This is a genomic window from Salegentibacter lacus, assembly GCF_020164555.1.
GTDB lineage: Bacteria > Bacteroidota > Bacteroidia > Flavobacteriales > Flavobacteriaceae > Salegentibacter > Salegentibacter lacus.
Genome location: NZ_JAIQZB010000004.1, coordinates 46700 through 61450 on the forward strand (window position 1 = coordinate 46700; position 14751 = coordinate 61450).

Consider the following 14751-nt stretch of genomic DNA (forward strand, 5'->3'; position numbering starts at 1 on the left):
TAAAATATTAGTTGAGCGTAATAAATTTTTATAAATTAACTTTTGTACCTATTCTTTCTCCGGTTACTACTTTTAGCAGGTTTCCGGGGGTATTCATATCAAAAACAATAATTGGCAATTCGTTTTCCTGGCTTAACGTAAAAGCCGTTGTATCCATTACTTTCAATCCTTTTCTAATCACATCGTCAAAAGAAATAAAATCGAATTTTGTAGCTTGTTTGTCTTTTTCAGGATCAGCATTGTAAATTCCGTCTACACGGGTTCCTTTTAAAATAACATCGGCGTGAATTTCAATGGCCCTCAAAACTGCGGCAGAATCTGTAGTGAAATAAGGATTCCCGGTTCCACCACCAAAAATTACCACGCGGCCTTTTTCTAAATGGCGAATTGCTTTTCTCCTAATAAAAGGTTCGGCTACTTCGTTTATTTTAATGGCAGATTGCAGCCTGGTTTGAACGTCGGCATCCTCAAGAGCACTCTGTAAAGCCAATCCGTTAATAACGGTGGCGAGCATTCCCATATGATCACCCTGCACGCGATCCATTCCTTTACTGGCTCCGGCAACACCTCTAAAAATGTTTCCACCTCCAATTACAATAGCTACTTCAATTCCTTTATCGGTTACTTGTCTTATCTCTTCGGCATATTCTGCCAATCGATCGGGATCTATGCCATATTGGCGTTTTCCCATTAATGCTTCTCCCGATAGTTTTAAAAGTATTCTTTTGTATTGCATAGCCTTTTTGTAGTGATTGGTGCAAATATAGGTAATATCTTAAATTGAAAAATAACATATTCACAATCAATCTTCCGCTAATTACCAATTTTTTTGTTGAAGTGTAAGTTTGATTTGAGTTAAAATTATGTGAGTATATTTTAAAAGGTGAACTTTAGTTTTTGAAATCAAATGGCGGGGTTTTTGCTATCTTTGAACTAATTAAACAGAAAAGAAAATGTTAGGATATTATGTTATTGCAGGACTCATTTTTATAGTGAGTTTGTATGTAAGTAATAAACTGAAGAGTAAATTTAAAAAATACTCTAAAGTTCACTTACAAAATGGAATGAGCGGTAAGGAACTCGCAGAAAAAATGTTGCGGGACAACAATATTACCGATGTAAAGGTGATTTCTACCCCGGGAATGTTAACCGACCATTATAATCCGCAAAAAAAGACCATTAACCTTTCTGAAGGTGTTTACAGCCAGAGAAATGCTGCGGCAGCTGCTGTGGCCACACACGAAACAGGTCACGCCATTCAGCACGCAAATGCTTATAGCTGGTTAACGATGAGAAGCCAGTTAGTGCCGGTGGTAAGTGTAGCTTCAAGATTTTCACAATGGGTGATTTTTGGAGGATTAATACTAATGGCCACTACAGCCCTTGGAAGTACTATTTTACTTATTGGAATTATCATGTTCGGAATGGGAACTTTATTTAGTTTTATAACATTACCTGTAGAATACGATGCGAGTAAACGTGCACTTGCCTGGTTAGAAAATGAAAATATGGTTTCAGGCCAGGAACACGAAGCCGCTGAGGATTCTCTTAAATGGGCAGCAAGAACGTATGTTGTTGCCGCGATTGGTTCTTTAGCAACTTTGCTTTATTTCCTTAGTATTTATATGGGAAGGGATTAAAAGATTTCTTCGGAAAAATTATAATAAAAAACCCGCTTCAGTTGAAGCGGGTTTTTTATTATTTCTTAGATCCCGAACCTGCCTAAACGGACAGGCAGGTTCAGGATGACGTTTTAAAAATTTTATTCTGCGTTTTTATTTCTAATTTGCGGAATACGCTCATCTAATAATTTAAGACCGAGACCTTCAGTGCCCATAAGATCAAATAACTCAAGTGCACGGCGCATTGTTTGTTCTTCTTCCATTTGCTCTCCAATAAACCATTGTAGAAAATACTCGGTAGTATAATCGTTCACTTTTCGGCATTTACCTACCAAATTGTGTATTGATTTAGATATAGAAATTTCCTGATCTAAAGCAGTTTCAAAGATTTCTTCTAAAGATTTGAAATCGTGGTTTACACCACCAACTTCAGGAGAATAGGCGGTCCCGCCGTTATCATTAATATATCTAAAGATCTTCATCATATGGTCTCTTTCTTCTGCAGCCTGCTCGTAAAAGAAATCAGCACTATTAGAAAGGGCATTATGGTCGCACCAGGAAGCCATCGCTAAATATGCCGATGACGAGTGTGCTTCTTTTTCAATTTGTTTATTTAAAAGATCCATAATATCTACATGGATACTTAATTTTTGTCTTACTAAATCTTTCATTTCTCTATAATTTAACTCTAAATATTGTTCCATACAGTCTTAAAATCATAAGACTGTAAGTCACCAATTATTGTGTCCAGCATCCTGCTGGTGTCATTGATCATTTTTTATAAAATTAACCAAATGGCGAGTAAGAACCTAATTGCGAATAGAATTTAGAAGTAATCTAAAGTGAAATAATTTAAACAGAAGAAGTGGTAAGTAGAGAATTGAGTTCGAGCATAGCGAAAGTGCCGGTAAGAAATTCTTTGAGATCTATACTTTCTAAAGTATTAAATACGAAGAAATGCTCGCGGTTACAAAGCATAAGCATTTCCATTCCGTGGGTATTTTGCCCGTTGAAATGTGCTTCGAGATCAATTTCTTTAACTTGTTGTCTAAAAGCTAATAATTGGCAAAAACCAAGCTGAATAGTTTTATGCGGAAATTTTATGAAAAAGCACCGCTGCTTATCACATTGATAAGAGATAAAGAATTGGGATTGGTGTAATACTTTCATGCTGCTGCCAAAATTAATTCTTATTTAGAATAAATCCAAAGAATTAAATCTTGATTTGTCTATTTATTTGCTGATTTAACGAAATAAAGGTTTCTGTTCTCGAAACCCCTTCTATCGCCTGGATGTCTTTATTGAGAACATTCATTAAATGCTCGTTATCCCTGCACAATATTTTAATAAAAATAGACCAATTTCCGGTGGTGTAATGGCACTCAATTACTTCGGGAATTTGTCTGAGTTGTTTAACTGCTTGGGGATTACTAACCGCTTTATCTAAGTAAACCCCCACAAAAGCCATTGTTTTATAGCCAAGTAAGCGAGGGTTTATCATTAATTTAGAGCCTTCGATTAAACCGGCTTTCTCCAGTTTGCGTAAACGCTGGTGAACTGCTGCCCCGGTAATTCCGATATTCCGGGCGATTTCAAGTATAGATTTTTTAGCATCATCCATCAAGAAATTTAAAATAGTTTTATCTATACCGTCTATAACAACAGTTTCGTTTACAAGTTTCATACGGGAGGTTAGTTTAATTTAAAAGCTAAAGTAGCGAATTGAATCCAAAAATTTAATTCCCAACTTCCCCAAAAGGATTATAGCCTAAATATTCGGTTTCGGTTTCTTTAAAAACAATATTGTGCTTTTCCAATTCTTTAAGGATGGGTCCGTAAACTTCTTTTTTAATAGGAAGTTGAACTCCGGGCGTGGTTATTTCTCCTTTTAAAATCTTTAAAGTAGCTATAGCCACCGGTAGTCCTACGGTTTTTGCCATCGCAGTTTCCGTCTGGTCCTTCCCAATATGTACCATAGTGGCGTCTATTTGCTTTTTCTCGCCATTTAGTTCATAACCAAATTTGTGATACATCACGATCATATCTTTATCGTCTGGCGACAGGCTCCATTTATCCATTAGTATTTTTTGAAGGGCTTGTGCAGGAGTTGCCGCTTTAATTCCAATCTTTTTGTCTTTGTTGAATAAATCGAGCTCCAAAAGTTTTTCCCACATTAGATCGTCCTGATCTATTTTTAAATTATGCCGAAGTTTAAGTTCTACAGTATCGGTAGGGGAGTAGGGAAGAAAGGAATTTACAAAATCTCGATAGCTCATATTTTCTGAATCTTTCATCGTAAAACTATCATCGGTCATTCCCAGTTGTACAAACATATTCCAGGCACGGCTAAAGCCAACCCGTCTTATCGTGCCTCGGTAGAGTGTAAGTACATCCTCCAGGCCATAAATACTCATATAGTCAAGAGAATTTCTGTTGGCGTAACCTTCAAATTTCCCATAATCTTTAATGTGTAAAAGCTCAGTTCTTCTAAACAATCTGTGATATGGAATATATTTGAACTTTCCTTCCTGGATAAATTCAGCCACGCCGCCCTGGCCGGCAACTACCACGTTCCTGGGGTTCCAGGTAAATTTATAGTTCCACAGGTTAGTATCACTTTCAGGAGCAACGAGTCCGCCGGTAAAAGATTCGAATAAAAGTATTTTCCCGCCTTTATCTCGAATTCTATCTATAACCTGCATCGCACTCATATGATCAATACCGGGATCGACCCCAATTTCATTCATAAATATGAGTCCGTTTTGTTTTACTTCTTCATCCAATGCTTTCATTTCTTTACTGATGTAAGAAGCGGTCACCATGTTCTTTTTGAATTTCACGCAGGCTTTAGCGACTTCAATATGAAATCTCGCCGGAAGCATTGAAATTACGATATCGGCATTTTTAACTGCGTTCTCCCTGCTTTCAGCATTAAAAACATCTAAGTAAAAGGCTTCGCAATGCTTTTTGTTTCTGCAGGCTTTTTTAGCATTTTCGAGATCAATGTCCCCAATTTTTAGAAATAGATCTTCGGTCTCGGCTTTAGACAAAAGATGGTCAATTAGGACGGAAGTAGATTTTCCCGCCCCGATTATTAAAATGTTCTTCATAAAATAAATTATTTTTGTGTAGTGGTTAACGAATGTATTAAATCTTTAACTCATAAAAAATAACCTAAATGAATAGGAAGTTTTTAATAACCGGAGCGATTTTCGGATTATTAGCCGTAATAATTGGAGCTTTTGGTGCACATGGTTTAAAACCATTATTAGATGAAGCAGCCAGGGAATCTTTTGAGACCGGTGTGAAATACCAAATGTATCACGCTTTATTATTGCTTTTGGTGGCCGGTTTTAAACAGCGCTCGTTTCGCTTTCAAAAATCAATATTTTTTCTTCTATTATTTGGAGTAATATGCTTTTCGGGTTCTATATATTTGCTCGCAACCAATAATTTAACACCTGTAAATTTTAAAGGAATTGCTTTGGTAACCCCGCTGGGAGGTACGCTATTAATAGCCGCATGGACTATCTTGCTTATTGAATTTGTAAAAATAAAGCCGAAATAATTTAAGAAAGTTTAGCAGTTTATCTCTATAAGATTTATAATTTTGTACCCATAAACAAACCACACACTTTAATTTTATGGACGTACATGCCCAAACTACGAAAACGATTTCGCTAGAAAATTACGGAATCAAAAACGCAAGGGTACATTACCAGTTATCTCCTGAAGAACTTCATTATGATACCATAGAGCATGGCCTTGGAACTGAGACAAATTCTGGCGCTTTAGCAATTAATACCGGCGAGTTTACCGGGAGATCTCCAAAAGATCGCTTTATAGTAAAAGATGAGGTAACCCGCGAGAAAGTTTGGTGGGGAGATATCAATATTCCTTTTGATGCTGCCAAATTCGATAAACTTTATGATAAGGTTGCAGATTATCTATCTGATAAAGAAATTTACACTCGAGATGCTTATGCTTGCGCCGAAGAGAAATACCGCTTGAATATTAGGGTGGTAAACGAATATCCCTGGTCTAATATGTTTTCCTATAACATGTTTTTAAGACCTGAAGAGAAGGAATTAAAAAACTTTAAAGAAGATTGGTTAATTCTAAACGCTCCCGGTTTTAAAGCAAACCCAGAGGTAGATGGAACGCGCCAGGAAAATTTCGCAATCCTTAATTTCAGCAAAAAAATTGCTCTAATTGGAGGAACCGGATATACAGGTGAAATCAAAAAGGGAATTTTTTCAGCATTAAATTTTATACTTCCGGTAGATAAAAATACACTACCAATGCACTGTTCCGCCAATGTTGGAGAAGATGGAGATACTGCTATATTTTTCGGACTTTCGGGAACGGGAAAAACCACACTCTCTGCAGATCCAGCGCGAAAGCTTGTTGGAGACGATGAACATGGCTGGACCAAAGAAAACACGATTTTTAATTTTGAAGGCGGTTGCTACGCCAAAGTAATAAATCTTACCGAAGAAAATGAACCCGATATTTACCGGGCGATTAAGCCGGGCGCAATTCTGGAGAATGTGATTCTGGATGATGAGGGTAATGTAGATTTTTCTGATACGAGTATCACTCAAAATACACGAGTGAGTTATCCTATAGATCATATAGATAACATTCAGGTGCCTTCGGTAGGTGAAAACCCAAAGAATATATTTTTCCTAACGGCTGATGCTTTTGGGGTTTTGCCTCCAATAAGTAAACTTACACCTGGGCAGGCTGCCTATCATTTTATAAGTGGTTATACCGCAAAAGTAGCAGGTACCGAGGCTGGGATTAATGAACCCGTACCAAGCTTTTCAGCTTGTTTTGGTGCGCCTTTTATGCCTTTGCACCCTACCAAATATGCCGAAATGCTAAGCGCTAAAATGAAAGAAGCAGGAGTAAATGTTTGGTTGATTAATACCGGATGGACCGGCGGGCCTTACGGTACCGGAAGCAGAATGAAGCTGAAATATACACGGGCTATGATTAGCGCAGCGTTAAATGGCGGCTTAAAAGATGCTGAATTTAGTACACATAATATGTTTGGCCTGCAAATGCCATTAAATTGTCCTAATGTGCCTGCGGAAGTATTAAATCCAAGAAATACCTGGAAGGATACTGCGGCCTACGATAAAAAAGCCGGGGAACTGGCGAATTCTTTTAAAAGAAATTTTGAAAAGTTTGAAGCTTATGCTAATGATGAAATTATGGCCGGCGGGCCAACTTTATATTAGCATTATTTTTAATTAGTTAATTGAGTCAAAAAAATCCGGTGTGTAATGCACCGGATTTTTTATTTAAAATATATGGAAAGTAGTTTTAATCCAATAAGCGAGATTTAAAATACTTCCTGTATGTTACTTTTTATTTACTTCTGCAATATATTTTTGCAGTGCCATCGTCATAGATGGAGTATCTGGGGTTGGAGCTTTAATATTCACGGTTAGTCCGTGTTCTTTGGCCGCTTTAATAGTCGTATTGCCAAACACAGCTATTTTGGTTTCTTTCTGCTCAAAATCGGGAAAATTCTCAAATAGAGACTTAATTCCGCTAGGACTGAAAAACACCAGGATATCATAAGTTACATCGCGTAGGTGCGAAAGGTCGCTTACTACGGTTTTATAAAAAGTAGCCTGTTTCCATTCAACACCAAGTTTGTTTAGCGTTTTAGGTACATCAGGCTTCAGCATATCTGAAGATGGTAATAAAAACTTCTCGTTCTTGTATTTCTTGATAAGCGGAGAAAGATCGGCAAATGTTCTTTTTCCAACATAAATTTTCCGCTTGCGGTACACTACATATTTCTGCAAATAATAGGCTACAGCTTCACTTAAACAAAAGTATTTCAGGGTGTCTGGCACCTTAAAACGTAAATCCTCTGCTATTCTAAAAAAATGATCTACCGCATTTCGGCTGGTAAGAATAATTGCTGAATATTTGGTAAGGTCTACTTTTTGCTGGCGTACTTCTTTAGAAGAAACACCTTCTACGTGAATAAAAGGGATGAAATCAATTTTTATTTTTTGTTTTTCCTCAAGCTCAAAATAAGGAGAGTTCTCTACTTTAGGTTCGGGCTGGGAAACTAAAATTGTTTTCACTTTCATATATCAATACTTTTATTTAGTCCTTTGTTAAATTGTAATTAGCTTGTACAAAATAATATAGGGGGCAATTTCGAGAGCGCAAAGGTACAAAATAAAATAAAACCAATTGCTCGTTATTAAGCTTTGATTTTTTCGATATATCAATAACAGGCTAAATATATTGGTTAGGACTAAAATACCTAATAGGCTATATAGGGTAAAGGCGGTAGCATTATAGGTATAAACGAATATTAAACTGGGAATTAATAATATAAGTCCTATAAAATTGCGGTAACTTATTTTTTGATAGAGGTAGGAATCTATCTGCGGATCTAAATCAAAAACGTTCCCAACTATCTTTTCCAAACCAAATTTCAGCAAAACAAAACTCCCGTAAGCCGTGGTGATTCTTATAAATAAAAAGACCGGATCCAGCGTTGTGTCTTCCCAGAAGAAGTTGAAAAACAGATAAAAGAGTAGCGAAAATGAGATGAGATGGACAAAGAACAGCAAAATGTTAAAAGGATGAAAAGCCTTGTTCTTCTTTCCTCTAAACATCATAAATTTGTTTGAAGAAAGTAGCGCAAGAAAATCTTCAAAACGTTGTGGATATGCAGTTTTTACAATGGCCAGCAATACAAATGCACCCATTAACGTTAGGGTGATCCAGTCTAGTGAAATAACATGTCTTTCTACAGCTTCCAGGATAAAAACTTTTATGCAAATGTATAATTATTTTGAGGTTAAAAGATGAAGAGTAAGCCCGGAAACGAAGATTTAAAATGCATACATTTGTGCAAAAATTGGTAAGATGGTAAAGGGGATAGTCATTGTACCCACCTTTAATGAGATTGAAAACATTGAGAAACTGATTAGAAATGTGTTTTCTCAGGATAAAAAATTTCATATTTTGGTAGTAGATGATAATTCTCCCGATGGTACAGCAACCCGAGTAAGAACGCTACAAGCTGAATTTCACGATAGTCTTTTCCTGGAAGAAAGAGTGGGAAAACTGGGTTTGGGAACAGCTTATATTCACGGTTTTAAATGGGCGTTACAAAGGGATTACGAGTATGTTTTTGAGATGGATGCCGATTTTTCTCATAATCCCAACGATCTTGTAAGATTATATAATACCTGCAAAAGGAATAATGCCGATGTTGCCATAGGTTCCCGTTATATAACCGGAGTTAATGTAATTAACTGGCCTATGAGCAGGGTTTTATTATCCTGGTTGGCATCTAAATATGTAAGATTTATTACCGGGATGGATATTCACGATACCACGGCCGGTTTTGTTTGTTATAAAAGAAAAGTGTTGGAAATTATAGGTCTGGACAATATTCAGTTTGCGGGCTATGCGTTCCAGATAGAAATGAAATTTAAGGCATATTTGCTGAAATTTAAATTAGAGGAAGTTCCCGTAATCTTTACAGATAGAACACGAGGAACTTCAAAAATGAGTGGTTCCATAATTTCGGAAGCCATTTTTGGGGTAATAATAATGAAGATTAAAAGTCTTTTTAAGCAGATTAAATTGAAATGAAGAAGGTCTTAATCAAGAACGCGAAGATTGTAAACGAGGGTAAAATTAAAGAAGCTGATGTTTTTATTGAAGGCGGAATAATTGTAGAAATTGCCGAAAGCATTAGCGCCAAATCCCCAGATGTACAAATTTTTGATGCCGAAGGTACGCACTTATTACCCGGCGTGATAGATGATCAGGTACATTTTAGGGAACCTGGGCTCACGCATAAAGAAAATATAGAAATGGGTTCGCGTGCGGCTGTTGCCGGCGGAATTACTTCTTTTATAGAAATGCCCAATACTATTCCTCAAACAACAACCATAGAAAAACTGGAAGAGAAATTTAAACTGGCTGAAGAAAAATCTTACGCCAACTATTCTTTTATGTTTGGCGGCACTAATGATAATCTTGAGGAAATTCTTAAAGTAGATCCCAAAACCACGGCGGCTTTAAAGCTGTTTTTAGGTTCTTCTACCGGAAATATGTTGGTAGACGACGAAAAGGTTTTGGAGCAAATTTTCGCAAAATCACCGTTGCTTATCGCAGTACATTGTGAAGACGAAGAAACTATTCAAAAAAATCTGCAGGAATATCTAGAGCGTTATGGCGACGATATTCCAATAGAACTGCATCCCAAAATCAGAAGTGAAGAGGCCTGTTTTAAATCTTCATCAAGAGCAGTTGCTCTAGCTAAGAAAACCGGAGCGAGATTACACGTTTTTCACGTTTCTACAGCAAAAGAATTGAGTTTATTCAGCAATAAGAAAAAACTTAAAGATAAAAAGATAACGGCTGAGGTTTGTATACATCACCTTTGGTTCAACGATTCAGATTATAAGAAAAAAGGAACCTTAATTAAATGGAATCCGGCGGTTAAGACTAAAGAAGACCAGGAAGCTTTAATGAAAGCTTTAAATGATGATTTATTAGACGTAGTGGCTACAGACCACGCGCCGCATACTAAAGAAGAGAAGAAAAATGTCTACACTAAAGCCCCGAGTGGTGGTCCCCTGGTGCAGCATTCACTTGCAGCAATGTTGCAATTTCATCATCAGGAAAAAATTTCTTTAGAAAAAATCGTGGAAAAAATGTGCCATAACCCGGCTATTTTGTTTCAAATTAAAGATCGCGGATTTATTCGAGAAGGTTATAAAGCCGATTTGGTACTGGTAGATCTAAACGCGCCCTGGGCGGTACAACCTGATAACATTCAGTATAAATGTGGATGGTCTCCTTTTGAAGGTGTAACCTTTAAATCTAGGGTAACCCACACTTTTGTAAATGGTAATTTGGTGTATAAAAATTTCAAACATCAGCCTTTTTCGAATGTGGCAGAGCGTTTGCAGTTTGACCGATAATATGCTGAAAAAACTTTTTTTACTGTTCTTTGTTGTAGTGGCATTTGTCGCCTGTCAGGATATTGATAAATCTGAAAGACCAGGCGATCTTATTCCAGAGGATAAAATGATAGATGTAATTGCCGAAATTTCGCTAATGCAATCGGCAAGGAATTTTAATAAGCGCATCTTCGAAAATACCGGTATAAAAGGGCGGGAATATATTTATGAGAAATACGATATAGATAGCGTTCAGTTTAAACACAGCAACGATTATTATGCTGATAACTATGAAATTTACCAACGTATTTATGATAGTGTCAAAAATCGTTTTGAAAAAATGAAAGTTGATCTGGATACCCTACAGAAGCAGGAACAACGCCTTAAAGATTCTATTGCCGAGGTGAAGCGTGATTCTTTAGGAAAACAAAGAGATTCACTAAACCCTGAAGAGGAAAGAGAAATTCAGGAGATTTCTGATTCTTTAATTAAAGAAAAAGATTCACTGGATAGAATGATGATTGACAGCCTGCCGCAACCAAGGTCGAGAAACTAAGATTTATCTTTTTTGTAGAATTTAGCGGTTTCAGCAATAACCCTTCTCATAGGAGTAAATTCAAAACTTAGACTTTCTTTAATTTTCTCATTTGAATATATTGAATGCTGAAATAAGGTATTTACTGTATTGCGGGAAATTTGTCTTTTTGCACCAAAAAAACCACCTATTTTCTGAAAAATCCAACCTATCCAAACCATCCACTTTTTGAGTGCTTTTTTGGGTTTTGGTTTATCTAAGGCAGTTGCAGCTTGTTCAAATACAGTTTTAAAACTCAAGTTTTCAGAAACCAGGATGTAAGCTTCATTTTTAATTTCAGCTTCCATAAGTTTTTGCATGACAACCACAACATCTTTAACCCCTATAAATCCGGCAATTTTCGGGAAATGATAATTCATTCCCTTATCAATTTTAGAGAAAATTTTCCCGGTGCCTTCTTTCCAAAATCCGGGTCCTAGAATAATTCCTGGTTTTACAATTACGGTAGGCACGCCTTCCTGTGTGCCTCGCCAGGCTTCGATTTCAGCACCATATTTAGAAATCGCATAATCGCTATGGTCTTCTTCAGGATTCCATATAGCACGTTCTGTAATTTCTTTATTGTCTAAACTTTTGCCAAGAGCGGCAACGCTGCTTACATAACATAGTTTTTCAACTTTAAAGGCAATACAAAGGTTTACAATGTTTGCGGTACCTTCAATATTTATCTTACGTAAATTTTTATCATCATTCGGATCAAAAGAAACCAGCGCGGCACAGTGATAAACATATTTTATATTTTCAAAAGCTTTATTGAGTTGAGGTACGTTAGTAATATCGGCTTCAAACCATTCAATTTGTTGAAATAAGGTTCTGGCTTCTTCAGTAGAAGTATAATAATTAAAGACGTGCTCAACCGATGCGAGGTCGCTGTTTTTTCTGTTAAGGGCTCTAACTTTTTTGCCGGCTTTTAATAAGTTCAGCAATAAATGTGAACCCACCAATCCGGTGCCGCCTGTTACTAAAATCATTTGGTAAATATACCAAAAGCACTTAGGAAAAATAAGAGTTTATGGTATCTTTACGGCTATTTTCGAGCAAAATTATTTGAATTATGAATAAGAACTTTGTAGAAGAACTTACCTGGAGAGGCATGCTGCACGATGTGATGCCTGGCACCGAAGAACATTTAATAGAAGGCAGAATGCGTGCTGCCTATGTGGGAATAGACCCTACGGCAGATTCTCTGCATATAGGCCACCTGGTTAGCGTGATGATGCTTAGGCATTTTCAACTTTGCGGGCATAAACCTTATGCTTTAATTGGGGGCGCTACGGGTATGATTGGAGATCCATCGGGGAAATCTGCAGAACGAAATTTGCTTGATGAAAAGACTTTGCGCCATAACCAACAGGCTATAAAAAACCAGCTTTCTAAGTTTTTGGAATTTGGAAATGAAGAGAAAAATGCCGCCGCAATGGTTAATAATTATGACTGGATGAAAAATTTCAGTTTCCTGGAATTTATTCGCGATGTCGGGAAGCATATTACGGTAAACTATATGATGGCCAAAGATTCGGTTAAGAAACGTTTGTCTTCTGATGCTGCTGAAGGGATGTCTTTTACCGAATTCACTTACCAATTGGTGCAGGGTTACGATTTTCTGCATTTGTTCAGGGAGCACGATTGTACCTTGCAAATGGGCGGAAGCGACCAGTGGGGAAATATCACCACCGGCACCGAAATGATTCGCCGTATTGGAAATGGAAAAGGTTATGCCTTAACCTGCCCGTTAATCACAAAAGCCGACGGAACGAAATTTGGTAAAACCGAAGGCGGTAATGTTTGGTTAGACCCAAACCGTACCTCACCTTACAACTTCTACCAGTATTGGTTAAATACCAGCGATGTTGATGCTGAGAAATATATAAAGATCTTCACTTTACTCGGTAAAGCGGAGATAGAGAAAATCGTTGAAGAACATAAGGAGGCGCCACATTTACGGGTGCTTCAAAAAACTTTGGCTGAGGAAATTACGATAATGGTTCATTCTCGTGAAGATTATGAAAACGCGGTGAAAGCTTCTGAAGTGCTCTTCGGAAAAAGTACCGCTGCAGATCTAAAATCTTTAAATGAAGCTACATTTTTAGATGTTTTTGAAGGCGTACCGCAAGCTGAAGTGGCTAAAGCTGAAATAGAAAACGGACTCGATATGATCGCGGCTTTATCTGCTAAAACCGATTTCCTTCAATCTAATGGGGAAGCCAGAAGAGCGCTTAAAGAAAATTCAGTTTCTGTAAATAAAGAAAAAGTAAAAGAAGATTACACTATTACTACCAAGGATCTTATTAATGATAAGTATATCATTATAAATAAAGGGAAAAAGAACACTTATATAATTAGAGCGGTGTAATTCTCTGGTTAGTGTATAAAAATACAAAGCCCCATAAACAGGTTGTCTATGGGGCTTGCAACTAACTAACCAATCTAATATGAAAAAATTTCACTTAGCCTGTAAGATCAATTCAATTTATTCAAATTTCATCTTACATATAGTAAGTCGATAGAAGCCTTGAAAATTTACAAGCTTTAGCATATTTTAACTATAAAACCCTGACATTTATGTTTTTGTTGGCTTATGTTAAGTTATTGAAAGCTATAAGATTAGAAGATTACATCCTCGAATATCACTATTATCAAATCTTCCAAGAATTTCAGTTTGATTATTGTGAGTTTTTTTGCCTAAGTCCTGTGTAGCAATGAATGAACAAGAGTTAAAGTTAGCGAGATCTATCACGTTTATCCCACCTGTCTTGTGTTTTGGAAGATAGCTGAGTGCATCTTCAGGATCGCGGATAAGGATTTTCATCCAGGGTGGAGTATCAAAAATTCCATCCCCTTGCGAATAAGCCTGGGAAAGTAATTCGGTCATCCCGTATTCACTATGAATTTTCTCGACCCCAAAACCTTTAGAAAGGATTTGATGCAGTTCTTCCCGAATCATTTCTTTACGACGGCCTTTCATTCCCCCGGTTTCCATTACAGTAGTGTTATTTAAGTTGAATTCGTAAGTTTCAACCAGGTCCAGTAGGGCAAAGGAAACACCCAGAAGTAGAATTTTTTTTCCGCTTTTATCTAGTTCTTTAAGTTTTTTGTGAAGGCTATCAAGATCATCAAGATAAAATCCACTTTCATGATATTTACTGCGGTTAATGAGACTATGGACCATATAAATTAACGAAGAACCCTGGCGCTCTAAATAGGACGGTAAAAGTGCTAGAATGACAATTTCTTCCGGATTTCCATAGAATAGCTCAAAAGCTTTTAAAAAGCTTTCTTCATAAACTTTTAAATCGCTTACGTAATGTTTGCTGGTGGTTGCGCCGGTGGTGCCGCTGCTTGTAAAAATAATTTCAGTAGGGTTTTCACCGGAAATCACCTTCTTTTTTTTAAAAAATTCTATAGGTAGGAAGGGTATGTGTTTAATGGTAGAAACGTTTTCCGGATTTCGTTTTAATAACTGGCAAAATTCCCGGTAAACATTATTATGCTGAAACTGAAAAGAAAATACTTCGAGAGCGATTTCATTAAAATCTTTCTGATTAGAAATATTAAAAATTCTTTCAGATAACAT

The 14751-nt window shown here is 36.8% G+C and carries 16 protein-coding genes; 7 read left to right on the forward strand and 9 right to left on the reverse strand.

Features of this window, described 5'->3' with window-relative positions; translation table 11 throughout:
• Positions 1-28: 28 nt before the first annotated feature.
• Complete coding sequence (gene pyrH, locus LB465_RS04050; protein WP_224467306.1) at positions 29-736, reverse strand: UMP kinase; 708 nt, start codon at positions 734-736, stop codon at positions 29-31.
• Between the two features lie 217 nt (positions 737-953).
• On the opposite strand from pyrH, the gene LB465_RS04055 reads away from it, so the two are divergent.
• The gene (locus LB465_RS04055; RefSeq protein WP_224467309.1) at positions 954-1640 is read left to right on the forward strand and encodes a zinc metallopeptidase; all 687 of its coding nucleotides are present in this window, start codon (positions 954-956) and stop codon (positions 1638-1640) included.
• 122 nt (positions 1641-1762) lie between these two features.
• Here LB465_RS04055 and LB465_RS04060 read toward each other — a convergent pair whose 3' ends face one another.
• The 4 genes from LB465_RS04060 to LB465_RS04075 all read right to left on the reverse strand — a co-directional run bounded on the left by LB465_RS04060 (position 1763) and on the right by LB465_RS04075 (position 4732).
• The gene (locus LB465_RS04060; RefSeq protein ID WP_224467312.1) at positions 1763-2293 is read right to left on the reverse strand and encodes a ferritin; all 531 of its coding nucleotides are present in this window, start codon (positions 2291-2293) and stop codon (positions 1763-1765) included.
• Between the two features lie 181 nt (positions 2294-2474).
• On the reverse strand, positions 2475-2792 hold the full coding sequence (locus tag LB465_RS04065) for a hypothetical protein (protein WP_224467314.1): 318 nt from the start codon (positions 2790-2792) through the stop codon (positions 2475-2477).
• 43 nt (positions 2793-2835) lie between these two features.
• Complete coding sequence (locus LB465_RS04070; RefSeq protein ID WP_224467316.1) at positions 2836-3306, reverse strand: Lrp/AsnC ligand binding domain-containing protein; 471 nt, start codon at positions 3304-3306, stop codon at positions 2836-2838.
• Between the two features lie 52 nt (positions 3307-3358).
• Positions 3359-4732, reverse strand: a complete 1374-nt coding sequence (locus LB465_RS04075) for a saccharopine dehydrogenase family protein (protein ID WP_224467318.1) — start codon at positions 4730-4732, stop codon at positions 3359-3361.
• Positions 4733-4800: 68 nt separating this feature from the next.
• Between LB465_RS04075 and LB465_RS04080 the strand changes: the two genes are divergently transcribed.
• Together LB465_RS04080 and pckA are read left to right on the forward strand one after the other, a co-directional pair.
• Positions 4801-5190, forward strand: a complete 390-nt coding sequence (locus tag LB465_RS04080; RefSeq protein ID WP_224467320.1) for a DUF423 domain-containing protein — start codon at positions 4801-4803, stop codon at positions 5188-5190.
• A gap of 76 nt (positions 5191-5266) precedes the next feature.
• Positions 5267-6868, forward strand: coding sequence for a phosphoenolpyruvate carboxykinase (ATP) (gene pckA, locus LB465_RS04085; RefSeq protein ID WP_224467323.1), 1602 nt, complete (start codon positions 5267-5269; stop codon positions 6866-6868).
• A gap of 123 nt (positions 6869-6991) precedes the next feature.
• Here pckA and LB465_RS04090 read toward each other — a convergent pair whose 3' ends face one another.
• Positions 6992-7738, reverse strand: coding sequence for a uroporphyrinogen-III synthase (locus LB465_RS04090; RefSeq protein WP_224467325.1), 747 nt, complete (start codon positions 7736-7738; stop codon positions 6992-6994).
• A 27-nt stretch (positions 7739-7765) separates the two neighbouring features.
• Entirely contained in the window at positions 7766-8443 is a 678-nt protein-coding gene (locus LB465_RS04095) for a DUF4271 domain-containing protein (RefSeq protein WP_317198421.1), read from the reverse strand.
• A gap of 85 nt (positions 8444-8528) precedes the next feature.
• Between LB465_RS04095 and LB465_RS04100 the strand changes: the two genes are divergently transcribed.
• From LB465_RS04100 to LB465_RS04110, 3 genes are read left to right on the forward strand one after another with little or no spacing between them, the layout of a single operon-like run.
• The gene (locus LB465_RS04100; protein WP_224467329.1) at positions 8529-9263 is read left to right on the forward strand and encodes a polyprenol monophosphomannose synthase; all 735 of its coding nucleotides are present in this window, start codon (positions 8529-8531) and stop codon (positions 9261-9263) included.
• The gene (locus tag LB465_RS04105) at positions 9260-10603 is read left to right on the forward strand and encodes a dihydroorotase (RefSeq protein WP_224467332.1); all 1344 of its coding nucleotides are present in this window, start codon (positions 9260-9262) and stop codon (positions 10601-10603) included. The genes LB465_RS04100 and LB465_RS04105 overlap by 4 nt, the downstream gene beginning before the upstream one ends.
• A 1-nt stretch (position 10604) precedes the next feature.
• Positions 10605-11138 (forward strand): DUF4296 domain-containing protein, encoded by a 534-nt coding sequence (locus tag LB465_RS04110; protein ID WP_224467334.1) that lies wholly within the window; start codon positions 10605-10607, stop codon positions 11136-11138.
• Here LB465_RS04110 and LB465_RS04115 read toward each other — a convergent pair.
• Positions 11135-12148, reverse strand: a complete 1014-nt coding sequence (locus LB465_RS04115) for an NAD-dependent epimerase/dehydratase family protein (RefSeq protein ID WP_224467336.1) — start codon at positions 12146-12148, stop codon at positions 11135-11137. The two genes, LB465_RS04110 and LB465_RS04115, sit on opposite strands and share 4 nt — an antisense overlap.
• Positions 12149-12231: 83 nt before the next feature.
• Here LB465_RS04115 and tyrS point away from each other — a divergent pair, with 83 nt between their 5' ends.
• Positions 12232-13530 carry a tyrosine--tRNA ligase gene (tyrS, locus tag LB465_RS04120; protein ID WP_224467338.1) on the forward strand — a complete coding sequence of 433 codons (1299 nt, stop codon included), beginning with the start codon at positions 12232-12234 and terminating at the stop codon, positions 13528-13530.
• A 243-nt stretch (positions 13531-13773) separates the two neighbouring features.
• On the opposite strand, the gene LB465_RS04125 is transcribed toward tyrS, so the two are convergent.
• A complete protein-coding gene (locus LB465_RS04125) occupies positions 13774-14751 on the reverse strand; it encodes a LuxE/PaaK family acyltransferase (RefSeq protein WP_224467341.1) in 978 nt (325 codons plus the stop codon).